This is a genomic window from Streptosporangium nanhuense, from assembly GCF_059358815.1.
The window spans coordinates 36304-63087 of sequence record NZ_JCADBG010000037.1 but is presented as its reverse complement, the minus strand read 5'-3'; the positions used below and the strand labels follow the sequence as shown (position 1 = coordinate 63087).

The 26784-nt window shown below is 73.3% G+C and carries 23 protein-coding genes and 2 pseudogenes; 17 read left to right on the top strand and 8 right to left on the bottom strand.

Annotated features, from left to right (window positions below; all coding sequences use genetic code 11):
- Nucleotides 1-186: pseudogene (locus AC5L38_RS41170) on the bottom strand (LacI family transcriptional regulator); the annotation flags it as partial.
- Between the two features lie 466 nt (nt 187-652).
- Nucleotides 653-1231: a helix-turn-helix domain-containing protein gene (locus AC5L38_RS41165; RefSeq protein ID WP_495248247.1), complete on the bottom strand. Its 579-nt coding sequence runs from the start codon at nt 1229-1231 to the stop codon at nt 653-655.
- A 272-nt stretch (nt 1232-1503) separates the two neighbouring features.
- Between AC5L38_RS41165 and AC5L38_RS41160 the strand changes: the two genes are divergently transcribed.
- Nucleotides 1504-3036, top strand: a complete 1533-nt coding sequence (locus AC5L38_RS41160; protein ID WP_495248246.1) for a S1 family peptidase — start codon at nt 1504-1506, stop codon at nt 3034-3036.
- 149 nt (nt 3037-3185) lie between these two features.
- Here the strand turns inward: AC5L38_RS41160 and AC5L38_RS41155 are convergent, their stop codons facing one another.
- Entirely contained in the window at nt 3186-4355 is a 1170-nt protein-coding gene (locus tag AC5L38_RS41155) for a low temperature requirement protein A (protein ID WP_495248245.1), read from the bottom strand.
- 284 nt (nt 4356-4639) lie between these two features.
- Between AC5L38_RS41155 and AC5L38_RS41150 the strand changes: the two genes are divergently transcribed.
- The 3 genes from AC5L38_RS41150 to AC5L38_RS41140 all read left to right on the top strand — a co-directional run bounded on the left by AC5L38_RS41150 (nt 4640) and on the right by AC5L38_RS41140 (nt 7772).
- Nucleotides 4640-5554, top strand: a complete 915-nt coding sequence (locus AC5L38_RS41150) for an RNA polymerase sigma-70 factor (RefSeq protein WP_495248244.1) — start codon at nt 4640-4642, stop codon at nt 5552-5554.
- A 551-nt stretch (nt 5555-6105) separates the two neighbouring features.
- Nucleotides 6106-6990, top strand: coding sequence for a helix-turn-helix domain-containing protein (locus tag AC5L38_RS41145; RefSeq protein WP_495248243.1), 885 nt, complete (start codon nt 6106-6108; stop codon nt 6988-6990).
- Complete coding sequence (locus AC5L38_RS41140) at nt 6987-7772, top strand: SAM-dependent methyltransferase (RefSeq protein WP_495248242.1); 786 nt, start codon at nt 6987-6989, stop codon at nt 7770-7772. The genes AC5L38_RS41145 and AC5L38_RS41140 overlap by 4 nt, the downstream gene beginning before the upstream one ends.
- A 73-nt stretch (nt 7773-7845) precedes the next feature.
- Here AC5L38_RS41140 and AC5L38_RS41135 read toward each other — a convergent pair whose 3' ends face one another.
- Nucleotides 7846-8715, bottom strand: coding sequence for an LLM class F420-dependent oxidoreductase (locus AC5L38_RS41135; protein WP_495248241.1), 870 nt, complete (start codon nt 8713-8715; stop codon nt 7846-7848).
- 253 nt (nt 8716-8968) lie between these two features.
- Between AC5L38_RS41135 and mdcA the strand changes: the two genes are divergently transcribed.
- The 6 genes from mdcA to mdcH are packed head-to-tail and all read left to right on the top strand — an operon-like array spanning nt 8969 to nt 15435.
- On the top strand, nt 8969-10657 hold the full coding sequence (mdcA, locus tag AC5L38_RS41130; RefSeq protein ID WP_495248240.1) for a malonate decarboxylase subunit alpha: 1689 nt from the start codon (nt 8969-8971) through the stop codon (nt 10655-10657).
- A gap of 6 nt (nt 10658-10663) precedes the next feature.
- Nucleotides 10664-11695, top strand: a complete 1032-nt coding sequence (locus AC5L38_RS41125; RefSeq protein WP_495248239.1) for a triphosphoribosyl-dephospho-CoA synthase — start codon at nt 10664-10666, stop codon at nt 11693-11695.
- On the top strand, nt 11683-11976 hold the full coding sequence (locus AC5L38_RS41120) for a malonate decarboxylase subunit delta (protein WP_495248238.1): 294 nt from the start codon (nt 11683-11685) through the stop codon (nt 11974-11976). Before AC5L38_RS41125 ends, AC5L38_RS41120 begins: the two co-directional genes overlap by 13 nt.
- Nucleotides 11973-13856 carry a biotin-independent malonate decarboxylase subunit beta gene (locus AC5L38_RS41115; protein ID WP_495248237.1) on the top strand — a complete coding sequence of 628 codons (1884 nt, stop codon included), beginning with the start codon at nt 11973-11975 and terminating at the stop codon, nt 13854-13856. Before AC5L38_RS41120 ends, AC5L38_RS41115 begins: the two co-directional genes overlap by 4 nt.
- Entirely contained in the window at nt 13847-14461 is a 615-nt protein-coding gene (locus AC5L38_RS41110; protein ID WP_495248236.1) for a malonate decarboxylase holo-ACP synthase, read from the top strand. The genes AC5L38_RS41115 and AC5L38_RS41110 overlap by 10 nt, the downstream gene beginning before the upstream one ends.
- A complete protein-coding gene (gene mdcH / locus AC5L38_RS41105; protein ID WP_495248235.1) occupies nt 14458-15435 on the top strand; it encodes a malonate decarboxylase subunit epsilon in 978 nt (325 codons plus the stop codon). Before AC5L38_RS41110 ends, mdcH begins: the two co-directional genes overlap by 4 nt.
- 182 nt (nt 15436-15617) lie before the next feature.
- Here mdcH and AC5L38_RS41100 read toward each other — a convergent pair.
- Nucleotides 15618-15761: pseudogene (locus AC5L38_RS41100) on the bottom strand (hypothetical protein); the annotation flags it as partial.
- On the opposite strand from AC5L38_RS41100, the gene AC5L38_RS41095 reads away from it, so the two are divergent.
- The gene (locus AC5L38_RS41095) at nt 15760-16458 is read left to right on the top strand and encodes an alpha/beta hydrolase (RefSeq protein ID WP_495248234.1); all 699 of its coding nucleotides are present in this window, start codon (nt 15760-15762) and stop codon (nt 16456-16458) included. The pseudogene AC5L38_RS41100 and the gene AC5L38_RS41095 sit on opposite strands and share 2 nt — an antisense overlap.
- A gap of 91 nt (nt 16459-16549) precedes the next feature.
- Here the strand turns inward: AC5L38_RS41095 and AC5L38_RS41090 are convergent, their stop codons facing one another.
- The gene (locus AC5L38_RS41090; RefSeq protein ID WP_495248233.1) at nt 16550-17362 is read right to left on the bottom strand and encodes an aminoglycoside 3'-phosphotransferase; all 813 of its coding nucleotides are present in this window, start codon (nt 17360-17362) and stop codon (nt 16550-16552) included.
- A 248-nt stretch (nt 17363-17610) separates the two neighbouring features.
- Between AC5L38_RS41090 and AC5L38_RS41085 the strand changes: the two genes are divergently transcribed.
- Nucleotides 17611-18189 carry a DsbA family protein gene (locus AC5L38_RS41085; protein ID WP_495248232.1) on the top strand — a complete coding sequence of 193 codons (579 nt, stop codon included), beginning with the start codon at nt 17611-17613 and terminating at the stop codon, nt 18187-18189.
- A gap of 204 nt (nt 18190-18393) precedes the next feature.
- Nucleotides 18394-19296 (top strand): aminoglycoside phosphotransferase family protein, encoded by a 903-nt coding sequence (locus AC5L38_RS41080; protein ID WP_495248231.1) that lies wholly within the window; start codon nt 18394-18396, stop codon nt 19294-19296.
- Between the two features lie 124 nt (nt 19297-19420).
- Here the strand turns inward: AC5L38_RS41080 and AC5L38_RS41075 are convergent, their stop codons facing one another.
- Complete coding sequence (locus AC5L38_RS41075; RefSeq protein WP_495248230.1) at nt 19421-21001, bottom strand: condensation domain-containing protein; 1581 nt, start codon at nt 20999-21001, stop codon at nt 19421-19423.
- A 310-nt stretch (nt 21002-21311) separates the two neighbouring features.
- Between AC5L38_RS41075 and cseB the strand changes: the two genes are divergently transcribed.
- From cseB to AC5L38_RS41060, 3 genes are all read left to right on the top strand, one after another.
- Entirely contained in the window at nt 21312-22004 is a 693-nt protein-coding gene (gene cseB / locus AC5L38_RS41070) for a two-component system response regulator CseB (protein ID WP_495248229.1), read from the top strand.
- 1 nt (nt 22005) lies between these two features.
- Nucleotides 22006-23328, top strand: coding sequence for an ATP-binding protein (locus AC5L38_RS41065; protein ID WP_495248228.1), 1323 nt, complete (start codon nt 22006-22008; stop codon nt 23326-23328).
- A gap of 123 nt (nt 23329-23451) precedes the next feature.
- Complete coding sequence (locus tag AC5L38_RS41060) at nt 23452-24831, top strand: acyltransferase family protein (protein WP_495248227.1); 1380 nt, start codon at nt 23452-23454, stop codon at nt 24829-24831.
- On the opposite strand, the gene AC5L38_RS41055 is transcribed toward AC5L38_RS41060, so the two are convergent.
- Complete coding sequence (locus AC5L38_RS41055; protein ID WP_495248226.1) at nt 24820-25530, bottom strand: TetR/AcrR family transcriptional regulator; 711 nt, start codon at nt 25528-25530, stop codon at nt 24820-24822. The two genes, AC5L38_RS41060 and AC5L38_RS41055, sit on opposite strands and share 12 nt — an antisense overlap.
- Before the next feature lie 284 nt (nt 25531-25814).
- Here AC5L38_RS41055 and AC5L38_RS41050 point away from each other — a divergent pair, with 284 nt between their 5' ends.
- Complete coding sequence (locus AC5L38_RS41050; protein ID WP_495248225.1) at nt 25815-26768, top strand: NAD(P)-dependent alcohol dehydrogenase; 954 nt, start codon at nt 25815-25817, stop codon at nt 26766-26768.
- Nucleotides 26769-26784: the final 16 nt, after the last annotated feature.

Below are 26784 nucleotides of genomic sequence, written 5' to 3'. Positions count from 1 at the left end.
GGTGTTCGCGGTACGCCACCCGCTCTCCGCACCCACCTGGGAGAACCCCATAGTGATCTTGCCGTCGTCGGCGACCTTGCCGGTGTCGGTGCCCGACCCGGTGGCCGGGGCGGTCGAGCTGCCGCAACCCGTCATCGTCGCGGCGAGGGCGCCTGTTAGAACGAATACTGCGATTTTTCGGAACATGGGGGGTGTCCTTCTATGTGAGCGTTAACATTTCGGGCGGACGACCACGAATGTCGCCGGTCATCCGAATCGACGGCTACCTCGGCTGAGTGCCGCTCACCCGCGGGGCGATCGAGGGCGCGCGTGAGATGTTCACGCGACGCGCCCGCCGCGCGAACCCGTCGCGGCAGTACGCCGGCACCGGGTGACTTCGCGGCTCCGCGGCTTCCCGGCGCCTGTTCTGCACGCGCCCGGAGGCTTGTCGAACATCCAGGAGACCGCCCGGCACGACACACTCGCCGCCCCGGACGCCTTGGCCGCCACCGGGGGGTGGAGCCCCACACTTGTCTGCACGGCCGCTCCTCATCTTGCGTTGGACAAGACTGTGAACGCTAACAACCATGCCGTCAAGCGATCTCCTTATTACGGTCTAATCACACCGGGAACCTTGGCTGGTGAGACCGGAGAACGCGCCGCGAGGTCTTTGTCAGCTTCTGGCCCGAGGTTGGGCACGGACGTGCATGCGCTCGCCCTGGGGCCCGAAGAGGCTGAGGATCTCCACCGCCCCCGCCCCGGCGCTGCCGAACCAGTGCGGGAGCCGGGTGTCGAACTCGGCGACCTGACCCGCGCTCAGGACGAGGTCGTGGTCGGCCAGCACGAGCCTCAACCGGCCCGACAGCACGTAGAGCCACTCGTAGCCCTCGTGGACCCGGGGCTCGGGCTCGGTCTGGTCGGCGGGGACGAGGATCTTCCAGGCCGTGATGCCCCCCGGCTGGCGGGTGAGGGGAACGACGATCCGTCCATGCGCGCGTTGGGGCGTGAGACGGATCCGGGGGTCGCCCACCTCGGGCGTGCCGACCAGCTCGTCCAGCGGCACCTGGTAGGCCTGGGCGATGGGGAACAGCAGCTCCAGGCTCGGCTTGCGCTGCCCGGACTCCAGACGCGACAGCGTGCTCTTGGAGATGCCCGTCGCCTCGGACAGGGCGGCGAGGGTGATCTCACGCCGGGTCCTGAGCCGCCTGAGGCGCGGACCGACCTCGGACAGGGCCTGAGCGATCTTGTCCATACGGTCGATTGTTGCAGACCCGGCAAACCGGGTTGCCGTTCGAGCTCCCCCCGCGCCACTCCCGGCGACCGGCCCCGAGGGGTGCCTCCCACCAGGCCGGCCGGAAATCCGCGCCCGCGTGGCGTCCCGCCGTTACGCCTGTGATCGGTGCCGGGTGATCTAAGGTGTTCTGTGCTCCATCACATGATCCACGGGTGATATGGAGCGATCTCCCCCCTCATGCTTCGATAGCCGAGGTCGAGGAGAAAAGACCCATGTACCGCATGTGCCGCATGTATCGCAAACATGCCACCGTCGCGGGGTGCGCCCTGACGATCATCGCACTCACCGCCGCGGTCGCTCCGGCCGGCGCCGACCGGCGGGGGACCGCCCCTCCGGGGACGGCCGTGCCGGTCGCCCCGGCCGCCTCGGTGACCTCGGCCCAGCAGTTTCCACCCGGCATGCTGGAGACCATCCAGCGCGACCTCGACCTGTCCCTCCGGCAGGCCAGGGCCCGCCTGATCAACGAGGCCCGCCTGACACCGATCGCGCTGCAGCTGAGCGTGAGCCTCGGCCCCCGCTTCGGCGGCGCCTGGCTTCGCACGAAGACCGCCCAGACCCTGGTGGTGGCCACCACCAGCCCCGCCGACATCCCCCAGATCGTCGCCGCGGGCGCCCAGGCCGAGGTCGTCACGAACTCGATGGCGGAACTCTCGGAGATCAAGAAGAAGCTCGACGCCACGGTGCCGCCGCGGCCGCTCCTGTCGACCGTGCGCTACGTCGACGTCAAGCGCAACAAGGTGGTCGTCCTGAGCCCCCAGCCCGCCCTGGTGCAGAACTACGTCCAGAGCTCCGGCGTGGACCGGACCGCGGTGATCGTGCTGCCCTCCGACGAGGCCCCCCTGCCCCTGTACGACCTGGTGGGCGGCACCGCCTACTACATCGGCGCCGCCAGCCGCTGCTCGGTCGGCTTCTCCGTGCGCAGGGGCACCCAGGACGGCTTCGTCAGCGCGGGCCACTGCGGCAGGACGGGGAACACCACGACCGGCTTCAACCGCATCGGCCAGGGCACCTTCCAGGGATCGTCCTTCCCCGGCAGCGACTACTCATGGGTCGCCGTCAACAACAACTGGAGGGTCACCCCGACCGTGGACAACGGCGAGGGCAGCACCGTGCCCGTCGCCGGAGCCCGGATCGCCGTCGAGGGGGCCTCGGTCTGCCGGTCCGGCTCCACCACCGACTGGCACTGCGGCCTCATCCAGCAGCGCGACGCCAGCGTCACCTACCCCCAGGGCACCGTCGCGCAACTGGTCCGCACCAGCGTCTGCGCCGAGCCCGGCGACTCCGGCGGCTCCTTCATCTCCATCGACCAGGCCCAGGGCGTCACCTCCGGCGGTTCCGGCGACTGCAGCCAGGGCGGCACCACCTACTTCCAGCCGATCGGTGAGATCCTCACCGCCTACGGCCTGACCCTGGTGGCCACCACGGGCACCCAGCCACCTCCCTCGACCCTCTGCACCGGCTATGCCAGCACCTACAGCGGCACCCTGGCCCCCGGCCAGTCGGCCTACCAGCCGAGGAACGCCTACTACCTCTCCAACACCTCGGGCGCCCACTCCGGTTGCCTGAACGGTCCCGAAGGCACCGACTTCGACCTGTACCTGGAGAAGTGGGACAACAGGAGCATCTGGCAGACCGTCGCCTCCGCCACCGGCTCGGGCCCGGACAAGAGGATCACCTACAACGGCCCGGCCGGCTACTACCGCTACCGGGCGACCGCCACGAGCGGCTCCGGCCTCTACACCCTGGGTTTCAGGGCGCCCTGACCGGCACCGCGCCCCGCCTCCTCCCCCGTTCCCGGGGGGCCTCCGGGCGGGCGGGGCACCCGCACGACACGGCGACGGCCGCGCCGTGACCTCGTACCACCTCACCCGGCGTGTCATCGGCGGGGTGGTGCGGGGCACGGCGAACCGGGTCACACCGCCCTGCGGCCGGGCCCGGGGGCGATGGTGACGGCGATCAGCAGGACGCAGACGGTCGCGATCGCCGCGACCACGGCGGCCACCCCGGTCCACGGGACCGCGAGCGGCAGCAGCAGGACGGCGGCGACGCAGCCCAGGAGGGCTGCGGGGCGGACGACGGGCTCCGCCAGGACGGCGGCGGGGACCATCCCGAGCAGGGCGAGGAACACCCCGACCGGGATCGCGACGGCGTAGCAGATCGCCAGTGGGGACGCCCCGAGGGCGTGCCCTGTCCGCTCGACGGCGACCTCCAGCCCGGCGCCGAGGGCCGCCAGGGCCGCGAAGACGCCGTAGTGTCCGTACCCCCACAGGTAGGAGCGATGGCGGCGGACGCTGAGGCCCTCGCCGGCGGGCGCGAGGAAGTAGAGCCACCACAGGGCGAACAGCAGGACGAGACCGGACACGGCGATGACGACGAGGGAGACGCTGACCTCGGCCGCTTCGAGCGCCCCCTCGACCCCCGTGGCCGCGGCGAGGACGCTCTCGCCGAGCAGGATGATCGTGAACAGGCCGTAGCGCTCGGCGATGTGGTGCGGATGCCAGCTGGTGGCCCCGGCCCGCTCCGCCCACCGGGGCACCGCGAGCTCCAGGACGACCAGAGCGGCGAAGAACGGCAGCAGGGCTGACGGCGGCAGGACACCCGCCTGCGACAGGAGGAGGCGAAGCACCCAGCCCACCTGCACGACGGTGATGCCCGCGGCGTAGCGCAGCGCGGTACGGCGGCCCGGCGCGTCCTCGGCACCGGCCCGCAGCCACTGGGCGACGAGCCCGAGCCTCATGACGAGGTAGCCGAACGTGACGGCACGGTAGTCGGAGCCGTCGGCCGCCGCCGGGACGCCCGCGGCCAGGACCAGCACGCCGGCCATCTGCACCATGGTCAGCAGCCGGTAGGCGACGTCGTCGGTGTCGTAGGAGGACGCGAACCAGGTGAAGTTCATCCACGCCCACCAGATCGCGAAGAAGACCTGGAGGAAGGGGACGAGCGCGGCCGGGCCGTGGCCGTCGGCGACGCCGTGCGCGAGCCGGGCGGTGACGGCCGCGATCGCGACCACGAAGGTCAGGTCGAACAGCAGCTCCAGCGGGCTGGAGACGCGGTGCGGCTCGTCGGTCGGGCGCGCCCTCATCCGGACCCGGATCCGGCTCCCGGTACTCGTCGGTGGCAAGGTCTCGCTCCTGTCGCTCCGTGACCCCGTCCTGGCGAAGGAGCCCTGGAGAAAGACAGGACAGCCTCCCGCCCTGTGACATCCGGGTACCGGGAATCCGCGACCGGGGATTCGCCGTGGAGCCGTCACGGACCGTGCCCGCGCCCGGGGCGGGCGGCGGCCGACACGGAAAGACCTCGGGCGGGGGTCGCCGGCCCGGGACGCGGCCACCGATAGGGTGCGGAACAGCAGGTGAGACAGGGGCGATGACCGTGGCCGATACCGCGCCGACGGACGGATCCGGCGGATCCGGAGATCTAGAACAGGCCGCGGCGATCTTCGCGGACGCGCGGCCACGCCTGTTCGGGATCGCGTACCGGATGCTGGGCAGCGTCGGCGAGGCCGAGGACCTGGTGCAGGACGTCTGGCTGCGCTGGCAGACCTGCGACCGCGACGCGGTGGTCAACCCGGTCGCGTTCCTGGCGACGGTGACCACGCGGCTGTCCATCAACGCCGCCCAGTCCGCGCGGGTCCGCCGCGAGACCTACATCGGCCCCTGGCTCCCCGAACCCGTCGACACCGGCGCGGACCCGTACCTCGGCGCCGAGCGGGACGAGGCCCTGGGGTTCGCGGTCCTGCTTCTCCTGGAGAGGCTCTCGCCCAAGGAGCGCGCCGCGTACGTGCTGCGGGAGGCGTTCGACTACCCGTACCAGCAGATCGCCGACACCATCCAGCTCAGCGAGTCCGCGGTCCGCCAGCTGGTCAGCAGGGCGCGCAGACACGTGGTCGCCGGACGCCGCGCGCCGGTGACCGGCGCCGAGCAGCGCAGGCTCCTGACGGCCTTCGTCGCCGCCGCCCGTTCCGGCGACCTGGCCGCGCTGGAGGAGCTCTTCACGGCGGACGTGACCAGCTACTCCGACGGCGGCGGCGCCGTCCGGGCCTCCCGCATCCCCGTGGTGGGCGCGCTCCGGGTGGCCAGGTACGTCAGGACGTTCGCGGACCGGTTCTGGGCCGGGGTCGAGGTGGAGTGGGCGAGCGTGAACGGGCAGACGTCCGCCCTGCTGAGCCGCGACGGCGTGATGTTCACGGTGGTCACGGTCAGCGCCTCGGCCGAGGGGGTCGACCAGGTGCTGTGGATGATGAACCCGGCCAAGATCACCGCGGTGTCCCCCGAACGCTGACCCGCGCTCCCCACGCGCCGAACCGCGTTCCCCGAGCGCAGACCGGTGTTTCCCACGCGCCGAACCGCGTTCCCCGAGCGCAGACCGGTGTTCCCCGCGCGCCGAACCCGGCGACGTGCGGACGATCCCGGTGGCCGGCGACCGCCGCGCCGGCCTCCTTCCCTCGGCCTTCCTTCCCTCGTCCTTCCCTCGGCCCGGAGACCGGGGAAGGACGAGCGATCCGGCCACCGCCCCGAGGTCACCCGTCCGAGGGCGGATCGTCGGCGCCGGAAGGGACCTTCGCCCCTTCCGGCCCCGGACACGCCCCGCGTACCCCCTCGCCGGTCCCCGGGTGCGGCGGCCCGCCAGGCCGTCCGGGGGTGCGGGCGGGCATGCCTTCCGCAAGTTTTGTGATCTTGAAATTTCGGGGAACGGTATTCGAAATTCCTGGACAGCAGGAGAAAACAACCAATAGCCTCGATTTCACTTTCCGGGTGATCTTGCCATGGCAAGTCGAGGGGACGGGGGGCTTCCCCCTGATCGTCCGGTGCGCTGAGACACTCGGAGGGGATGTGAGCGCTCAAGCGGAGGCCGGCGACATGGCGCGCCAGATCGTCGGCGCCCGGCTGCGGCAGCTCCGGCTCCAGTGCAACCTGACCGCCGCCGAGGCCGGCAAGGCCATCCGCGCCAGCGAGTCGAAGATCAGCCGGATGGAGACCGGGCAGCGGGGCTTCCGCCGGGACGACCTGCGCGACCTCTTCACCCTGTACGGGGTCACCGACCCGTACCAGCAGGAGATGCTGCTGTCCGTGGCGTTCGGCGAGCGCAAACCGGGCTGGTGGGACAGCAAGGAGCTCCCGCTGGACGCGGCGGTGGTGATGCGCCTGGAACAGACCGCGGACCTCATCCGCTCCTACCAGCCGTTCGTCGTCCCGCCCCTCCTGCAGACCCCGGAGTACGCGGCGGCCGCCTACCGGATGAACCGGTACCCGACCCCGACCCCGCACGTCGAGAGAAGCGTGGACCAGCTGCTGCGCCGCCAGAAGGTGCTCGCCGGCGCCGACCGGCCCGTGCTGTGGGCCGTGATCGAGGAGCCCGTGCTGTGGCGGCCGATCGCGGGGGTGGAAGCGCACATCCGCCAGCTCATCGCGCTGACCGCCTCGGCCCAGATGAAGGGCATCAGCATCCAGGTGAACCCGATGGGCTCACGGTTCGTGCCCGGGTACGGACCCTTCACCATCTTCCGCCGCGGTTACGGCCGGCCCCAGATGATCGCCGTGCACGGCGAGAAGGACGAGATCGCCGAACGGTCCCTCCGGGAGGAGCACGCCATCACGTTCGACCGGCTCTCGGTCGCGGCCCGCGAGAGCGGCGACACGACGGCGCTCCTCATGAGGATCTGCGACCGCATTCATCTCATGGACGACCACATCCCCCCACCGAAAGGCGCCCAGTGACCCACCCCAGCGACGCGTCGCAGGCGAGCGCGGCCCGTATGTACGACGTCATGCTCGGCGGCGAGGAGAACTTCGCGGCGGACCGGGAGGCCGTCAAGATGCTGGTCGCCCATTTCCCGACGGTCCCCGACGCGTGCCGGGCCAACCGCGGGTTCCTGCTGCGGTCCGCCAAGGCCATGGCCGACGCCGGCATCGACCAGTTCCTGGACATCGGCTGCGGCCTGCCCACTCCCCCGAACCTCCACCAGGTCGTGCGGGGGGTCCACCCGGACGCCCGCGTGGTGTACGTCGACAACGACCAGACGGTCGTCACGCACAACCAGTCGACGGTGGACCACTCCGGCGTGCTGACGATCCACGGGGACCTGTGCCGGCCGCGGGAGATCCTCGAACATCCCCGGGTCCGGGCCACGCTCGACTTCACCCGGCCGATCGGCGTGTTCACCGTGGCGGTGTGGCATTTCGTCACCGAGGACGCCGCGCACGACCTCATGGCCCAGCTGCGCGACGCCCTCGCGCCGGGCAGCTACCTGGCGCTGACCCACGCCTGTTCCGACACGATGCCGGAGGACGAGGCGTCCGCCGGGCTGGCGGTGTACAAGCAGACCCGCAACCCGGTGCGGCTTCGCACCATGCGCGAGGTCGGCGAGCTGTTCGAGGGGTTCGAACTCCTCGACCCGGGAGTGGTCCTGGCCGCCGACTGGCGTCCCGTCGACGGCGACCCCTTCCCCGAGCGCGCGTTCGAGGTCGTCGCCGGTCTCGGCAGGATCCCGCGACGCTGAACCATCTCGCCGGCGAGAGCCGGTCCCTGTCGCGGCCGGGTTCGGACTGTCGGGCGGCCGTCGTCGGCGCCGCCTACCCTCTCCGCAGCCCGAGCGTCCCGGCCACGGCCTCCAGCGCGGCCAGGTGCTCGTCGACCGAGCCCAGCCCCGCGTTCATGGTGTTGACGGCGAGGTGGGTGGCACCGGCCTCCCGCCACCGGCCGGCCAGCTCGCCCGTCTCCTCCGCGTCGCCCCTCCAGCTCACCCTGCCCTCCATGCCGAGCGCCGAGGGATCGCGTCCCGCCTGTACGGCGGCCTCCTCGACCGTCGCCCGGGCCTCGTCCAGCTTCGGGCCGGGAGGCACCTGCGGGAACCAGCCGTCGGCCAGCCGCCCGGCGCGACGGTACGCCGGGGGCGACTGCGCGCCGAACCAGAGCGGGATCGGCCGCTGCACCGGCAGCGGCGCCAGCCCCGCCCCGGTCACCCGGTCGTAGGTGCCCTCGAAGGTGACCGACCGCTCGGTCCACAACCGGCGCATCAGCTCGACCTGCTCCTCGACGCGCCTGCCCCGGGTGCCGAAATCCTGGCCGAGGGCCTCGTACTCGACCTGGTTCCACCCCAGTCCCACGCCCAGCCGCAACCGCCCGCCGGTGAGCAGGTCGACCTCCGCCGCCTGCTTGGCCGCCAGGACCGTCTGCCGCTGGGGCAGGATGATGATCGCGGCGACCAGCTCCAGCGAGGTCAGCGCGGCGAGATACCCGAAGAGGACCATCGGCTCGTGGAACGTCGACTCTATGTCGTAGACGCCCTTCCAGCCCCGGTGCACCTCCGGGTCGGCACCGACGACGTGGTCGTAGGCCATCAGATGCCGGAACCCGAGCCCCTCGGCCCCCTGCGCGTAGGCGCGCACCGCTCCCGCGTCCGCGCCGATCTCGGTCTGTGGAAAGACGACACCGATCTGCATCCGTGGCTCCCGTCAGCGGTAGGCGAACTCACCGACCATCATTCCGCGCACGGGGCCCCTCAACCGCATGGGCCCCCTCAACCGCGCGGCGCCCTGTCGGTCGTCCGGCCGCCGGCCCATGCCTTCCGGCGTCCACGACCACGCCGAACCGATACCGAACCCTGATCACCTTCTGTGACGCTTTAATGCAATTTGAGTTAATTCTTATGTTTCACGAGGTATTAGCCCCAAGGACCTTAATTGGGGGCAGGCGATGGCACTCACGAAGGTGGTACCCCGGGACTGGACGCGGCGGCGAACCGCGAAACGCGAGCGGCTGGAGGCGGTGCGGCCCTTCATCTCGGGCCCCTCAGGTCCATCAGGCACCCCGGACACCCCGGGCCGGGTCCTGGACACCGGGCGGACGCGCGACGCCCTGCAGGCCCTGCTGCGACCGGGCGACCGGGTGGCCCTGGAGGGCGACAACCAGAAGCAGGCGGACTTCCTCGCCGAGGCGCTGGCCGGGTGCGATCCGGATGTGCTGCACGACCTCCACCTGCTGATCTCCTCGATCAGCCTGCGCGAGCACCTGGACGTCTTCGAGCGCGGCGTGGCCCACCGTCTCGACTTCTCCTACGCCGGTCCGCAGAGCGTGCGCATGGCGCAGCTGCTCGCCGACGGCACGGTCGAGGTCGGGGCGATCCACACCTATGTCGAGCTGTACGCGCGGATGTTCGTCGACCTCACCCCGGACGTCGCGCTGCTCTGCGCCGAACAGGCCGACCGCGAGGGGAACCTCTACACCGGGCCCGGCACCGAGGACACCCCGACCATCGCCGAGGCGACGGCGTTCCACGACGGCGTGGTCCTGGTGCAGGTCAACGAGCTGGTGGACAGAGTTCCCCGGGTGGACATCCCCGGCGACTGGGTGGACCTGGTCGTGGAGAGCCCCCGCCCGTTCGCGCTGGAGCCGCTGTTCACCCGGGACCCCCGCCAGATCGGCCAGGTGGAGATCCTGATGGCCATGCTGGCGCTGCGCGGGATCTACGAGCGGCACGGCGTGACCACGCTGAACCACGGGATCGGCTTCGACACCGCGGCGATCGAGCTCATCCTGCCCACGTACGGCGAGGAGCTGGGCCTGCGCGGGAAGATCTGCAGGCACTGGACGCTCAACCCGCACCCGACGCTCATCCCCGCCATCGAGAGCGGCTGGGTCGAGTCGGTGCACTGCTTCGGCGGGGAACCCGGCACCGAGCGCTACGTCGCCGCCCGCCCCGACGTGTTCTTCACCGGCAGGGACGGGTCGCTCCGGTCGAACCGGGTGCTGTGCCAGCTCGCGGGCCAGTACGCCGTGGACATGTTCATCGGGTCGTCGCTGCAGATCGACGCCGACGCCAACTCCTCGACGGTCACCGAGAGCAGGCTGACCGGTTTCGGCGGAGCGCCCAACATGGGACACGACCCGCACGGCCGCAGGCACCCCTCCCCCGCCTGGCTGAGCCTGCTGACCGGCGAGACGTCCGCGCCGCGGGGGCGCAAGCTCGTCGTGCAGATCACGCAGACCTTCCGCTCCGGGGGCGTCCCCGCGTTCGTGGAGTCGCTGGACGCGATCCAGGTGGGCAAGGACGCCGGCATGCCCATCCCGCCGGTCATGATCTACGGCGACGACGTCAGCCACGTGGTGACCGAGGAGGGGGTGGCCTACCTCTACAGGACCTCCGGCCCGGCCGAGCGGCGCGAGGCGGTGGCCGCGGTCGCAGGGGCCACCCCGGTGGGCCGCGACATCACCGAGCGGCGTGTGGAGGAGCTGCGCCGCGACGGCCTGGTGGCGCTGCCGGAGGACCTCAAGGTCGACGTCCGCAGGGCGGACCGCTCCCTGCTGGCGGCCCGCAGCGTCGAGGACCTCGTCGCCTGGTCCGGCGGCCTGTACGATCCGCCCGCCCGGTTCCGGACCTGGTGACCCGCCATGACCGTCATCGGTGGTGCGCCCGCGACGGGGGAACGGACGCGGAGGCCGTCCCCGGCCCTGCTCGCCGGCCTGGCCGTCCGGGCGCTGTGCCAGGAGGCGTGCCTGAGCCCCAAACCGGGCCTGGCCGACCGCCGGGGAAGCGGCGCGCACGGCGACATGGACCTGCCGCTCCTCCTGGCCTCAGCGCGGGCGCTGCGCCCCGCGTTCCGCGCCGTCGCCGAGGCGGCGGAGCGGACGTCCGCCGGGAACGAACTCCGGGAGGAGCCGGGCCGGCACGGCCGTGCGGGCATCGAACTCCGGGAGGAGCTGGGCCGACACGACCACGCGAGCCTCGAACTCCGGCAAGAGCCGGGCCGGCACGACCACGCGAGCCTCGAACTCCGGGAGGAGCTGGGCCGGCTCGGCCGCGCGGGGGAGGCGGCCATGCTGCGGGTCACCCGGGGGGTGAACACGCATCGCGGGGCGCTGTGGACGCTCGGGCTGCTGGTCGCCACCGTCGCCGCCGGTGCCGCCGACGAGCGGGAGGCCGCCGGTCGGGCGGCCCGGCTGGCCGCCCTTCCCGACCGGTGTCTCCCGGTGGGGGCGCCCTCCCACGGCGAGCTGGCCCGGCGGCGGTACGGGGTGCGCGGTGCCCGGGGCGAGGCCGAGGCCGCCTTCCCCCACGTCGTCGAGGTCGCCCTGCCGAGGCTGCGCCGGGCCGGGGCGGCCGGGGTCCCCGAGGAGGTGGCCCGGCTGGACGCGTTGCTGGCGGTGATGAGCCTCCTGGAGGACACCTGCGTCCTGCACCGCGGCGGTCCCGGGGGCCTGCGCGTCGTGCGGTCCGGCGCCGGGCGCGTCCTGGCCGAGGGAGGCGCGGGGACGGCCCGCGGCCGGGCCGCCCTGGCCGAACTGGACGAGCGGTGTGCCGCCCGGCGGCTGTCACCGGGCGGGAGCGCCGACCTGCTGGCCGCCGCGCTCTTCCTCGACATGGTGCCGTGGCCCGGACACGTCGCCCGAGCCGAACGGAAGGTGCTCACGTGCAGACGCTGAACTACGAGTTCCCCGCCGACCGGCCGCCCGCCCGGCGGGCGCACGTCGGCGTGGTCGGTTCGGGGGACCTGGAGGTCCTGATGACCCCGGAACCGGCCGCCGTCGCCCGGGTGCGCGTATGCACCAGCGTCGACGGGTTCGACACGGTGTGGCGGACCGTGCTGGAGCGGTTCTTCGCCCGCCACGGGGTCGCCGGGAGCTTCGAGCTCAACGACTTCGGGGCGACACCCGGCGTGGTCACCCTGCGCCTGCGGCAGGCCATCGAGGAGGGCAGGGCATGACGTCCACGACGACTCCACAGGACACCCGGACGGACTGGAACGCGCTGCTCGCCCGTACCGGCGTCATAGAGCTGGGCGCCCGGGCGCGCGCCGTCGCGCTGCTCGACACCGGGACCGCCCGCGAGCTGTGCGGCCCCTTCGACCGGATCGAGTCGCCCTGGCTGGAACCCCAGGGTGTCGTCCCCGAGGCCGACGACGGCGTCGTCGTGGTCAAGGGGGAGCTCGGCGGACGGCCCGCGGTCGTGATCGGCGTCGAACAGGCCTTCCAGGGCGGCGGCATCGGCGAGGTCTCCGGCGCGAAGATCGCCGCCGCGCTCTCCCTGGCCGCCGCCGACAACCGCGACGGCACCCCGACGGCCGCGATCCTGCTGCTGGAGACCGGAGGCGTACGCCTGCAGGAGGCCAACCTGGGCCTGGCCACGATCGCGGAGGTGTGCTCGGCGCTGCTGGAGCTGCGCGCCCTGCGGCCCGTGGTCGGCGTCATCGCCGGGGCTCTGGGCTGCTTCGGCGGCATGAGCATCGCCGCCGGGCTGTGCACGGGGCTGGTCATGACCCGGGAGGGCCGTCTCGGGCTCGACGGTCCCGAGGTGATCGAGTCCGAGGCCGGCGTGGCCGAGTTCGACGCCTCCGACCACACGCTGATCTGGGCGATCGACGGCGGCACGCAGCGCACGGCGACCGCGCTGGCCGACGCGCTCGTCCTCGACGACGTCACCGCCGTGCGCTCGGCCGTGATCGACGTGGTGGAGCACGGCGTGCCCGCCGAGCACCGCTCCCAGCGCGTCGGCGAGCTGCGGGCCCGCCTCCAGGCCGTCGACCCGGCCGACCCGCCGGCCCCCGCCGACCTCGCGGCCGTCTGGGCGAAGGCAGCGCGGGAGTCCGTACCGCCGGAGGCCGCGTCTCAGCAGGCCGTGTCACCGAGGGCCGCGGCCCAGGAAGCCGTACCACCGAAGACCCCGGCCCAGGAAGCCATACCACCGAAGACCCCGGCCCAGGAAGCCATACCACCGAAGACCCCGACCCAGGAAGCCGTACCGCCGGAAGGAGACCGTGGCGCCGGGGCGGGACAGGAGGCGAGCCGGGGGCGGAGCTGGACCCGGGCGCTCGCCGACGGCGACGTGAGCGACGTGGTCCCGTCCGTGATCACGGCGGACGCCGCCCTGGGGGACGACGTCGCCCGCCTGATCACCGTCGTGCCGGACCCGCGAAGCCCCTACCACCGGGCCCGCCGCGGCGAGGTCGGCCTCCGCGAGGGACTCGCCCTCGCCGAGGCGGTGACCGAAATCGTCGCCGGGGACGCGCACCTGCCCGAGGGCCGCCGCCGTCCGATCGTCGCCGTCGTCGACGTGCCCAGCCAGGCCTACGGGCGCGTCGAGGAGGTGCTCGGCATCCATCACGCCCTGGCCGTCACGGTGGACGCCTACGCCCGCGCCCGCACCGCCGGACACCCCCTGATCACCCTCATCGTCGGGACGGCGCTGTCCGGCGGATTCCTGGCGCACGGCGCGCAGGCCGGCCGGATCCTGGCGCTCGACGACCCCGGCGTGGTGGTCCACGCCATGCACAGGAAGGCCGCCGCGAGGGTGACCCGCCGGACCGTCGAGGAGCTCGACGAGCTGGCACGGCGCATCCCCCCGCTGTCCTACGACGTCACCGACTGGGCGAAGCTCGGCCTGTGCGACGAGCTCCTGAAGGTCGAGAACGCCGCGGACCCGACCGCGGGGGACGTCAGGAAGGTGAAGGACGCCCTCGCCGCCGCCGTCGAACGGGCCCGTCAGGGCCCCCGTGACCTGAGCAACCGGCTCACCTCGCCCGCCGCCCGGCGAACCCGGGCCGCCTCTCGCCGCGTCCACGAGGCGCTCGCCGCCCAATGGCGGTGACCGCGCGCCCGCACGACCTGCTGCGGCTCTCCGGAGCCGCGGCCCTCGACGGCTCGCCCCCGGGGTGGGTGCCCGCGTCGATCGCCGCCTGCCCCTGGGGCGTCGTACGGCGGGCCCCGCACCCGCCCGGCCTCGTCCCGGTCGGCATCCGGGGACCCGAGCGATGGCAGCGCCACGCCGTCCTCGTCCCCCACGACGCGGTCACCCGCTCCGTACCGCCCGAGGAACTGAGGGGGCGGCGGCCCTGGCTGCCCCTGCTCGCCGTCACCCTCTCCGCCGTCGCCCTCCTGCTCGCCGCGGAGCTGGAGGGCGACACCACCTGGGGCCCGATCGGCGGTGTCGGCTTCGAGCTGGCCACCGGCAAGCCGGCCACCCGTCCGGGAAGCGACCTGGACCTGCTGATCCGGACGCCGCGCAGGCTGGAGCGGGCCCTGGCCGTCCGGCTGGCGGCCATCTTCGCCGCCCTCCCCGGCAAGGTCGACTGCCAGCTGGAGACACCCGGCGGCGGGGTCGGCCTCACCGAGTGGGCCCGCGCCGGCGGCCCCGTCATGGCCCGCACCGACCACGGCCCGCGCCTGGTGGACGACCCGTGGATCCTCGCGTGAGCGTCGCGTTCCTCTATCCCGGCCAGGGCACCCAGCGGCCCGGGATGCTCCACGACCTGCCCGACCATCCGGCCGTCGCCGCGACCCGGGCCGAGGCCGAGCGGGTCCTGCCCGGCTCGTTCCCGCTGGACACCGCGGAGGCGCTGGAGTCCACCGTCACCGCGCAGGTCGCGCTCTGCGTCGCCGGGGTCGCCGCGACCCGCGCCCTCGCCGGTGAGGGCGCCGTCCCCGACGCCGTGGCCGGGCACTCCGCCGGGGCGTTCCCCGCCGCCGTCGCGGCCGGGGTCCTGACCTTCGCCGAAGCCCTCGGGGCCGTACGCCACCGCGGCGAGCTGATGCGCGACGCCTACCCTCGCGGGTACGGCATGGCCGCCGTCCTCGGGCTGAGCGTGCCCGAGGTCCGGCGGGTGATCGAGTCGATCACGACCGACGACGACCCGGCCTACCTGGCCGTCATCGACGCCGACCGGCAGCTCGTGGTCGCCGGCGGCGACCGGGCCCTGGAGCGCCTCGGCGCGGCGGCCGCCCGGGCCGGAGCCCGGCGCGTACAACGCCTGGACATCGCCGTCCCCTCGCACTGCCCGCTGCTCGGCCGCGTCGCCGACGCCATGGAGGACCACCTCGCCGGGATCCCCCGGCGCCCCCTCGGCGTCCCCTACCTCGGCGACGCCACGGGACGCCTCCTGCGCGACTCCGCCGCCGTCCTCGACGACCTCGCCCGTGGCGTCGCCACCACGGTGAGATGGCGCGACGTCGTCGCCCTGCTCGGCGAGCTCGGCACCACCCTGTTCGTCCAGACACCCCCCGGTCACGTCCTCGCCGGGATCGCCCGGGCGGCCCACCCCCGTACCCGGGTCATCGCCCTCGCCGACACCGGCCTCGCCGACACCGCGCTGCTCACCCGCCGGGAGCGGGTCCTCGGCGGGAGCGGCGGCATGACACGGAGAAGCCGGACGCCTTCCGGCGGAACCTGAAGATCATCCATCACGTCAAGGGAGAGAAAGATGAGATCCGCACGCACCTGCCGGCGGTACAGCGGGACAGCGCCCGCGCTGGCACTCGCCGTGATCACCGCCTCCGCGGTGACGTCGCCGGCGACCGGCGCCCAGACGGCCACAGCGGGTACAAGGGGCCCGACGACCACGGCGGCACACGGGTCGGCGGCACACGCGTCAATGGCGCACCCGTCAGCGGCACACGCGTCAGCGGCACACGCGTCAGCGGCACACGCGTCGGCGGCGCTCGCCACCGAGCCGCTGCCCTGCCGGTCGCCGGGCCGCGCCAAGCCCACGGTCGTCATGGTGCACGGCGCCTGGGCCGGCACCTCCAGCTGGAGAGGCGAGGTGGACTCCCTGCAGCGAGCGGGCTACGTCGCGCGGGCCGTACCCAACCCGCTCCGGAACCTCACCGGCGACGCCGCCTCCGTCGCCGACTTCCTGAGAACCGTTTCCGGCCCGATCGTGCTCGTCGGGCACTCGTACGGAGGCTCGGTGATCACGAACGCCGCCGCGGGCGTTCCGAACGTCAAGGCCCTGGTGTACGTCGACGCGGCGGCGCCCGACGTCGGGGAGACCACCGGCGGGCTCAGCGGCCGCGGCTCCGCCCTCTCGGCGGATCCCGCCTCCCTCTACGACACGGTGTCCTACCCGGACGCGCCCCGGGGAGCGACGGATCTGTACCTCAGGAAAGAGGTGTTCGTCCGCTCGTTCGCCTCGGACCTGCCCCGCCCCACCGCCATGCACCTGTGGGCCTCCCAGCGCCCCGCCTCGACCAGCGCGTTCACGACGCCGTCGAAGGCGGCGGCGTGGAAGACGATCCCCTCCTGGTACTTCATCAGCACCGGAGACCGGATCATCACCCCGTCCTCGCAACGTTTCATGGCCCACCGGGCGCGCTCGAAGGTCACCGAGTTCCCCGGCGGCTCGCACCTGACCCTGGTGTCGCACCCGGAGGCGGTGACGGCGGTGATCGGCTCCGCGATCTGCTCCGTCCGCTAGCGCACCGGACCGTGACGCCCGCGAACAGCGGCTCGGCACCGTGATCCCCTCGCTCGACGGAACGTTTCAGAACGAGGGCCGGGGGTGCCGGTCAGGCCATGTCCCAGAGCAGGCGGTAGTAGGCGATGCGCTCCGGGTCAGGGACGATCCCGTACGCGTCGTACACGACGCCGTCGTGCCCGGGGCCGTAGTTCCAGTCCATGCTCCACGCCGCGACCGCGAGGTCCGCCCACCGGTCGGCCACCCCGAGCGACCCCAGGTCGACGTGCGCGGCGAACGTGCCGTCGGCGTGCAGCAGGGTGTTGGGGACGCACGCGTCCCCGTGACAGACGACGAGGCGGTCGACGGGGGGCGGCTCGCCGATGCGGGCCCTGGCCTCCGCGAGGCCCAGGTGCCGGTGCTCGGGGAAGCGCTCGGCCGGCCCCTCGCCGTCGGCGATGCGCTCGTCGGCACGGACGAGCCGTCGATCGACGCTCCAGTCGTAGGGGCACCGGTCCGCGGGCAGGGCGTCGTGGAGCAGGCGCAGCCCCCGGCCGATCGCGGCCGCCGCGGTCGCCGGGTCGGTGCTCCACCGGGGGTCCACCGCCGAGAGGCCGGGGACCGCCGCCGTGACCAGCCAGGAGCCGTCGGCGTCCGTGCCGTGCTCGATCACCCTGGGGACGGCCGCCCATCGCCGCGCCCAGATCAGACGCTCCGCCTCACCGGGGAGATCGATCTCCGGGGTGCCGGCGGGAACCCACTTGGCGTATCGGGTGGCACCGTGCCCGTCTTCGAGACGGAACGTCAGGCCGCCGAGCTCGTTGCGCCACACCGGGGTGACGGTGTCGCCGCCGGCGAGCGCCGCGACGACGTCGGGGACGGCCACGGGGCCGGTCGGGATCTCGGAGATGACGGGTCGGCTCATCAGAACCCGATCCTCCCCGCAGAGCGGTACCGGCGACAAATGGGTTTCCGTGCCGGTACGCCGAATCCGGCGGAGCGTCCGGCGGGGAAACCCGGCGAGGAGACCGGTGCCGGGGGCGCCGTGGAGCCTGATCCGTGATCCCGGCTTTGACCGTTCTTAAGCTCCGGCACCCGGGAGGTGGGTACGAACAAAGGAGTTCTCGGGCGCACGGGTCCGGGTCTCTCCCCGAACACCGCGAGGAGGACCTCATGAGCACGCGACCGCAGCGGGCGACGGCACCCGTCCAGGTGCCGGCCGGTGCCTCCGCCGACGGAGCCGGCGTCGTCGTCGGTACGGGCCCGGTCACCGTCGACGTCTACGTCGACTTCCTGTGCCCGTTCTGCAGGTCGTTCGAGCAGACGTCCGGGCCGGCGCTGAACAGGATGGTGAGGGAGCGGGCGATCAGCCTGGTGTGCCACCCGATGGGCTTCCTGGACAGGCTGTCGACCAGCCGGTACTCCTCCCGCGCGTCGGCGGCCTCCGGTTGCGCCTCGGACGGCGGGAAGTTCGTCGAGTACGCTCACGCGCTCTTCACCAACCAGCCCCCCGAGGGAGGGGCGGGACTCACCGACGACGAGCTGATCGAACTCGGCGGCCCGGTCGGGCTCACCGGCCCGGCGTTCGGCGAGGGCGCGCGCGACGGCACCTACCTCGACTGGAGCGCCTACGTGACGCGGGTCGCCGTCGAGCGAGGGGTGAGCGCCGTGCCGACCGTCTTCGTCGAGGGCATGCCGGTGCCGGCGAACGCCCAGGCGATCGTGGCCGCCGTGGCCGCCGTCGCCCGCTGACCCGGCCCCGGGCGGACCGGCCCGGCTCCGGGGTGCCCTCGCCCGCCTCACTCCCGGCTCCCACCTCCCGGCTTCCGGCTTCCGGTTCCTGGCTTCCGGCTCCCGGCTCCCGGACGCGGGGAGCGGCCGTCACCGCTTCCGGCGCCGCGCGTGACGTCGAAAACCGATTGCCGCCTCCGAAACGGGCGATCGAGGATGGAGGTGATGAGCACAGCGAAGAAGATGCATCCCGACGAGATCCACACCGATGCCGCGCTCGTTCGCCGGTTGATCGCGGGACGGTTCCCCCAGTGGGCCGGCCTGCGGATCGAACCCGTCGCCTCCTACGGGACGGAGAACGACATCTACCGGCTCGGAGACCACCTGGCCGTCCGGCTGCCGCGTATAAAGGCGGCCACCGGGGCGGCGGCCCTGGAGGCGCGGTGGCTGCCGAGGTTCGCACCGCACCTGCCGCTCGCGGTTCCGGTGCAGGTGGCGCTGGAAGACCCGGCCGAGGGCTACCCCTTCGTCTGGTCCGTGTACGAGTGGCTGCCCGGTGAGAACGCCAACGGCACGATCCACGATCCGGGCCGGGCGGCCGTCGATCTCGCCGCGTTCGTGAAGGCGCTGCGGCGGGTCGACACCGCCGGCGCGCATCCGCGCCTCCCGCACGCTCGCGGCGGGCCGCTCACCGAAGGTGACGAGCATGTCCGCCGAGCGGTCGCCGAGCTCGGCGACCGCGTCGACGGCGGAGCGGTCCTCCGCTCGTGGCGGGAGTCGCTCGACGCCCCGGCGTGGGACAGGCCGGAGGTCTGGGTGCACGGCGACCTGCTGCCGGGCAACCTGCTCGTCGTCGACGGCCGCCTGTCCGCGGTCATCGACTTCGGCGGCCTCAACGTGGGTGATCCCGCCTGCGACCTCCAGCCCGCCTGGAACGTGTTCGCGGGTGACAGCCGCCTGCGCTTCCGGGCCGAGCTCCGCGTCGACGACGCGTCATGGGTGCGTGGCCGCGGCTGGGCGCTCTACCAGGCCGTGACGGGGCTGGCGTACTACTGGGACACCAACCCCGGGATGGTCCGCCAGACCGCGCACGCGCTGGAGCAGGTTCTCGCCGACGGCTCCCCGTGAGGTTCCGGCGGCCCGTCCGGGAATCGCGCCGCCGAGGTGATCGGCAAGCCGGCGGCGAGCGGGTCCGGGATCCGGCACCGGACCGGACGGGGCCCCTCAGGCCGGCGCGGCCGGGACGGGACCTTCAGGCCGGCGCGGCCGGTACGGGCAGGAGCAGGGGTTCCCCCTCGGACGACGGGCCGTGGCCCGGGTTGGGAACGTTCCCGGCCGGGGGACGTTCGACGGGGGTGATGCCGCACAGCGCGGCGACGGTGTCGAGGGGGACGTCCTCGGCGACGGCCCGTACCAGCAGGGTCTCCATCCCGCGCAGCAGCGCGTGCACCGTGGTCAGGGGCAGGTAGGCGGTGTCGGCCAGCAGGTGGAGCTCGCAGGCGTCCCTGGCCTGGCCGGTGATGAACTGCGCCGTGGTGGCGTCCACGTGCTCCCAGGAGCCGACCACGGAGAAGGTGGTCCGCGCGGTGAGGGCGGCGATCGCGGCGGGGTCTCCCGGCGGTTCCACCGCGGGCAGGTCGGGCCAGTCGCCGCCGCCCCGCGTGTCGTTGAAGTACGCCGACAGGTCGATGGGCCCGCCCCGTTCGCGGCCGAGCTCCTCGCGCATCGCCATCAGCCTCAGCGGTTCGTAGAGCGCGTGGCGGTAGGCGGTCAGCGCCTGGCGGTGCCCGACCCGGGTGATCTCGGCCAGGGTGCCGCCGGGCGGCAGTTCGAGGGCGAAGACGCCGTCCTGGGCGGCGGGGCCCACCAGAGCGCCGATCCGCGCGTCGTGCCGGTTGGCCGCGATCAGCTGCATCGTCACCCGGCGATGCCCGGTCAGCGCCGACAGCAACACCGCGCTCGCCGTGGTCAGCACGCTGGCCGAACTCACCCCCCAGCGCCCCGCCACCGCCTCGGCCGCCACCCCCGACGCGACCGACATCATCCGTACCCGCACGAAACGCGGCTCCTCCCCCGGGCCCGGCGGGTAGTCGAACATCGAGCGCGGCGCCCGCTCCAGCACCGAGCGCCAGTGCCGGAACGCCCGCTCCCCCCGGGCCACCCCCTCCCCCTCGTGCTCGAACCGCGCCTGATCCATCGGCTGCCACCCCGGAACAGGCCTCTCCGCCCCCGCGAGCAGATCCCGCCAGTCAGCCGCCAGCAGGTCCAGCGCACCCCCGTCGGCGGCCAGATGCGACAGCCCGAACGCCACCGCCCGAGGCCGCCCGCCCACCGTCACCACCGCGCAGCGCACCGGCAGTTCCCCCGCGTAGTCGAACACCCCCGCGGCCAGCCCCTCGGCCACCCGGCGCGCCACCCCCATCGGCCGCCCGTCCCCGGCCTCGACGACCTCCACCACCAGCCGCCCCGACCGCGCCACGTGCTGCGCCATCCCTTCGGGCCCCCGCCGGAAGTTCGTCCGCAACGTCTCGTGCCGCTCCAGCAGCCGCCGTACCGCTCCCAGCACCGTCTCAAGATCACGCCTGCCGTACACCGGCAGCGTCCAGGGCATGTTGAAATAGGGATCGTCGTCGCCCCGCCAGGTGGTCAACCGCCAGATCGACGCCTGCCCCCAGGTCAGCGGAGCCACCCCACCCCGCGCACCGGCGAACTCCACCGCGACCGTACGCCGCGGCGGGTCGTCCGCCGCCCGGTCGTCCGGCACCCGTGAGACCGGGGCCGGAGCGTCGATCCCGGCGCCGGGCGGCTCGAGATCAGATCGGAGAGAGATCACACCGTCAGAATTCACGCCACAAGGCTGATCTTCCCGAACCACGGTGTCAACAGGTGTTTCGGCAGCTGGACCCGCCGTTCGGACCCGCCCTCCCGCCCCGCGCGATCCGGGTCTCCACGCGAGCCCGAGGGGTCTCCGCCATCGGACGCGAGGGGTCTCCGCCATCGGACGCGAGGGATCCGCGCCATCGGGCGCGGGGGGGAAGATCCGTCCCGGGCGGTGCTCCCGCGAAGAGAGATTATGGTGTTCTGGGTGAGTTATACGCCACTTTTGGGGAGATATGTCCGGCTTTAGGGTCGATGGCGCACCGGTGACGCCCGTCACCGTGCTGCTCGTCGAGGACGACGCGGTGATCCGCAAGGCGGTCTCGATGGCGCTGGAGCGCTACGGCTACGAGGTGTCCGCGGCCGGTGACGGCCTGACCGGCCTGGAACTCTTCCGGGACGGGCGGCACGATCTCCTCCTGCTGGACGTGATGCTGCCGAGCCTGGACGGCATCGGGCTGTGCCGCAGGGTCAGGGAGTCCAGCACGGTCCCGATCCTGATGATGTCCGCGCGGGGTGACGCGCTGGACGTGGTGTCGGGCCTGGAGGCCGGGGCCGACGACTACGTCGTCAAGCCGGTCGACACCTCCGTGCTGGTGGCCAGGATCCGCTCGCTGCTGCGCCGGGCCACCTTCGCCCCGGCTCCCGGGCACGCGCCGGAGCCCTCCTCCGGCGGCGGCCTGGTCTTCGGGGACCTGACCGTCGACCCCGGCGGCCTGGAGGTGTTCCTGGCCGGTGAGCCGGTCGCGCTGGCCCCCACCGAACTGCGGCTGCTGCTGGAGTTCGCGGCCCATCCGGGAATCGTGCTGGACCGGCACACCCTGTTGCGCGACGTCTGGGACTACGGGTGGGACGGCGACAGCCGCGTGGTCGACCTGTGCGTGCAGCGGCTGCGCAAGAAGATCGGCGCCGATCGGATCGAGACGGTCCGCGGTTTCGGCTACAAGCTGCGGCGCTGAGATGGGACAGGCCCTCGCCCGGGCGGCACGCGGGCTGCCGAGCTGGAGGTCGCTGCGCTGGAAGATCGCCGCACTGGTGACCGTGGCGTCCTGCGCGGTGGCGCTCGCCGTCGGGGTGCTGGTGCACCGGAGCACCCTCGATCGTTCCATGAGCATGGGCAGGAGCCAGGCCCTGACCGCGCTGGTGTCCGCGGTGGAGAACCACCGGCGCGGGGCCGACGGCCCGTGGTCCGGCGAGCTGGACCCGACCCGGATCCCGCCCCCGCTGCTTCGGGAGGTCAGGCTCACCGGGCAGGCCGGCACCTGGTACGACGCCCGCAAGCCGGACATCCCCTGGATGTGGGCCGCCGAGCCCGTCGGCGACCAGGTGGTGGCCGTGCAGATCGACATGGGCGTCGAGCTGCGCAGCCGGCAGGCGCTCGACCGGCACATCCTGATGGCCGCGCTGGCCGCGCTCGGGGTCGTCGTGCCTCTCGCGGCGCTCGCCGCCGAGCTGCCCGGCAGGCGGCTGAGGCGGGTGGCCAGGACCGCGCGGCGCATCGCGGACGGCGACCTGGACGCCCGGACCGCGGCGGGCGGCCGGAGCGGTGACGAGATCACCGAGATCTCGGCCACCGTCGACTCGATGGCCGACAGCCTGCGCGACCGGCTGCTGAGCGAGCAGCGCTTCACCGCCGACGTCGCCCACGAGCTGCGCACCCCGCTGATGGGCCTGGTCACCTCCGCCGAGTTGCTGCCGGAGGGAGAGGCCACCGAGCTGGTCAGGGACCGGGTAGGGGTGCTGCGGGCGCTGGTGGAGGACCTGCTGGAGATCTCCCGCCTCGACGCGGGCGCGGAACACGCCGACCCCCGGCCCGTGGCGCTGGGCGACGTCGTCGAGGGCTGCCTGGCCAGGACCGGGCTTCGGGCGCGGCTCACCATCACCGGGACCGCCGAAGACACCGAGACCGAGACCGACCCGCGCCGCCTCGACCGGATCGTCGCCAACCTCGTCGCCAACGCCCACCGCCACGGCCGCGCACCGGTCGAGGTCACCGTGGACGGCACGACGATCGTCGTACGCGACCACGGTCCCGGATTCCCCGGCGTCCTCCTCGCGGAGGGGCCGCAGCGCTTTCGTACCGGCACGGCCGAACGCGGTCGCGGCCACGGCCTGGGGCTCACCATCGCCCTGGGCCAGGCGCAGGTGATCGGCGCCACCCTCACCCTGTCCAACGCCGCGGACGGCGGCGCGGTCGCCACGCTCCGCCTGCGAAGCTTCCGGGCCTTTCGGGATTCCCGCGGTTCCCGCGGCTCCCGGGGCGGTGCGTGGACCCCGGGCTGATACGCGCCCGATACACGACCGAGCGGCCGTGGATACGCGGTCCCGACGGTACGGACACCTGCGCCTCGCAAGGTGGCTGGCGTGCGCGACGGTCGCGCGCCCGTCCCCCGGAGGTGCCTGTCCATGCGCCCTGCCCGTACCCGCGACGTACCGGGAGAGGACCGGCCAGGACCGGAGGAGCGGGCCCCGGCGTACCGTGCCGACGGATCGCGGGACGAGCGGGCGCCCGCCGGCGCCGGAGCCCCGGACGGGATCGCCCGGCGGCCGGGGGACGCGGGCGGCGGAGGCGGCGGAGGCGAGGGCGGGGGCGGCGGGGGTACTGAGCGCGCGGCCTGGGCCGACGTCGCCAAGGGCGTGTGCATCCTGCTCGTGGTGCTCTGGCACGTCGTCGTGAAGCACTACCTGACGATCGACTGGGGGGTGTCGCCGCCGATCCCGGGGGCCTGGGGCGCCCTGACCGAGCAGCTGCTGCCGCTGCGCATGCCACTCTTCTTCACCATCTCCGGCATGTTCGCCGCGGGCGCGATGACCCGGCCGTGGCGGGTCGTCCGCCGCTCGAAGGTGGGCCGGTTCCTCTACCTCTACGCGCTGTGGCTGCTGATCCACACCGCGGTCCTGGCGCTCGTGCCGTCCTTCGACACCGCCCGCGCCGAAGGGATCGCCGACCTGCTGGCCCAGCTGACGATCACGCCGTCCAACCTGTGGTACCTCTACGCGCTCGCCCTGTACTTCGCCCTCGCCAAGGCCGCGCGCCGCCTCCCGGTCGCCCTGGTGCTGGGAGGGGCCCTGGTGCTGTCGGCCGTGGCGTCGGCCGGGCTGCTGGAGACACCCGGCAACCGCGGCGGCCTGTACCAGAACCTCGTCTTCTTCCTCGCCGGGCTGTACTTCCGGCCGTTCGTCGAGCGGCTGGCCGCCACCGCGGGCCGGGGGCGGCTGGCCCTGACCTTCGCCTGCTACGCCGGGGCCCTGGCTGCGGTCGCGATGACCGGCTCCCGGGCCTGGCCCGGCGTCTGGCCGGTGGTCTGCGCCATCGCGACGATCTTCGGCGTGACGGCCGCGGCACTGCTCGGCCGCCGCGCCACACCGGGTCACGGCACGGCGCTTGACCACGGCGCCACACCCGGTCAGGGCACCACGCTTGACCACGGCGCCACACCTGATCAAGGCACCACCCTCGGCCACCGCGCCACACCCGGCCACCGTGCCACGCCCGGCCGCGGCGCCGCGCTCGGGAACGCGCTGGCGAGGCTGGGGCGCGGAACCCTGCCCGTCTACATCATCCACATGCCCCTGCTCGCGCTGCTGCACCTGGCCCTCGTGCCGCCGCTGTCGGCCGACATGGACGGCCGGGTGCGGATCGCGCTCGCCGTCGCCGAGCCGGTCCTCCTGACCGCCCTCGTGGTGTGGCTGTGCCTGGCCCTCCACCGGCTGCTGCTGAGGCTGGGCGCCACCTGGCTGTTCGATCTCCCCGGACGCCGTTCCCGGGACCGCCTACCCGGCTGAGCACGCCGACGAGGGGTGGAAGACGTGCCGCAGGCCGAACGGGGGCGCCGGCGGCAGGGGGGCGGACCGGTCGGGATGGTCGGGACGGTCGGCCTGGAAGGACCGGAGCAGGTAGGCGACAAGCCTGCGCGACGCCGTGAGCGCGTCCTCGGTGGTCTCGGCGACGATGCCGCCGTTGGCCATGAGCAGCAGCACGAGATCCGCCTGCTCGAAGTCGGCGCGCAGGCGTCCGGCCTCCTTGGCCCGCCGGGTCAGCTCGGCGAACCCGTGCTCGGCGCGGACGCGTTCCCGTTCGTGGTCGACCGCGCCGGGGAAGGCCGTCAGGAACGCCGCGGTGAATCCCCGGTCGGCGACCTGCATGGCGCACACCTTCTCGATGACCGTACGGAACCCTCGCCACGGGTCGGGGTCCGCGAGAGCGTCGTCGACGACCGACGCGCACACCTTCAGCTGGTCGGCGAACACCTCGGTGATCAGCGACTCCCGGGTGGGGAAGCGCCGGTAGAGCGTGGCCATCCCGACACCGGCCCGCCGGGCGATCGCGGCCATCGGCACGTCGATCCCGAGCGTGGCGAACGCCTCGCCGGCGGCGGCGAGGATGCGCTCGCGGTTGTGCAGCGCGTCCGCGCGCAGCCCGGCCGTCCCGGCGGAGGGCGGCGGAGGCGGAGGCGACGGTATCCGAGAGGAATGGCTGGCCATGTTTCTCACATTACCGTAAATGGAAAAGCCTCTCCGTTTTGGCGGTTAGCCTGGCCGTACGTGAAAGTCGTCGCCCGTTTCTTCCGGGTGTGCGAAGTTCGTTCCAGGCCGGTGACGGCCGTCGCGACCACGGGAACGCCACGGCGGCGCGGCCCGCCCCCTCGTCCGATCGGCGAGGTGCCGGGCACGGTGACGCCCGGCCGCGTGCCCTCGTGACGCGCCTCCGGCCACGCGGAAGCCCGGCGGCCGGCCGGGCAGATTGGATGACCAGGACAGTGAGTGAGATGCGCGCGGCCCGGTACGACAGGTACGGGCCCCCCGAGGTGCTGTACGAGGGCAGGCTGCCCAAGCCGGTCGCGGGGCCGGGTGAGGTGCTGGTGCGCGTGCACGCCGCCAGCGTGAACGGGGGCGAGCCCCTGGGCCGGGCGGGGAAGCTGCGGCTGGTCACGGGGCGGAGCTTCCCGCAGGGCACCGGGATCGACTTCGCCGGCGAGGTCGCTGCCCTGGGCTCCCCCAGGTCCGGCCTCTCGGTGGGTGACCGGGTGTGGGGGATGCTGCCCCGGGCGTCCTTCGGCAGTGCCGCCGAGTTCGTGTCCGTCCGCCCCCGGCAGTTGGCCTTCGCCCCGGCGGGGCTCGACCCGGCCGAGGCCGTGACCCTGCTCGCCGGAGGCACGACCTCGATCACCGCCCTGCGCGACAAGGCCCGCCTCAAGCCGGGCGAGCGGCTGCTCGTGCGGGGCGCGAGCGGCGGGGTCGGCAGCGTCGCCGTCCAGCTCGGACGCGCGTACGGCGCACACGTGACCGCACTCGCCGGGGCCCGGAACCTCGACTTCGTACGGGACCTCGGCGCCCACGAGGTCCTCGACTACGCGACCACCGGCCCGGCCGACCTCGGCCCCTTCGACGTCGTCCTCGACACCTCGATCGGCACCGACCTCGGCGCCTTCCGGCGGCTCCTGGCACCGGGAGGGCGCATGGTGTCGATCACCTTCGACTCCCGGCACATACTCTCGTCGGTGGCGTACATCCTCGCCTCCACCGTGTTCGGCCCGCGACGAGTGCGGTTCTTCAGCGGCAACCCCGACCACCGGCTCCTCGCCGACCTGACCCGGCTGGTGGAGAGCGGCGCCCTGCGGCCGGTCGTCGATACGGTCCATCCCCTCGCCGACATCGCCGAGGCCCACCGGGCGTTGGAGGCCGGTGGCGTGCGCGGCAAGCACGTCATCAGCATCGGGTGAGCAGCGGGTAAGCAGC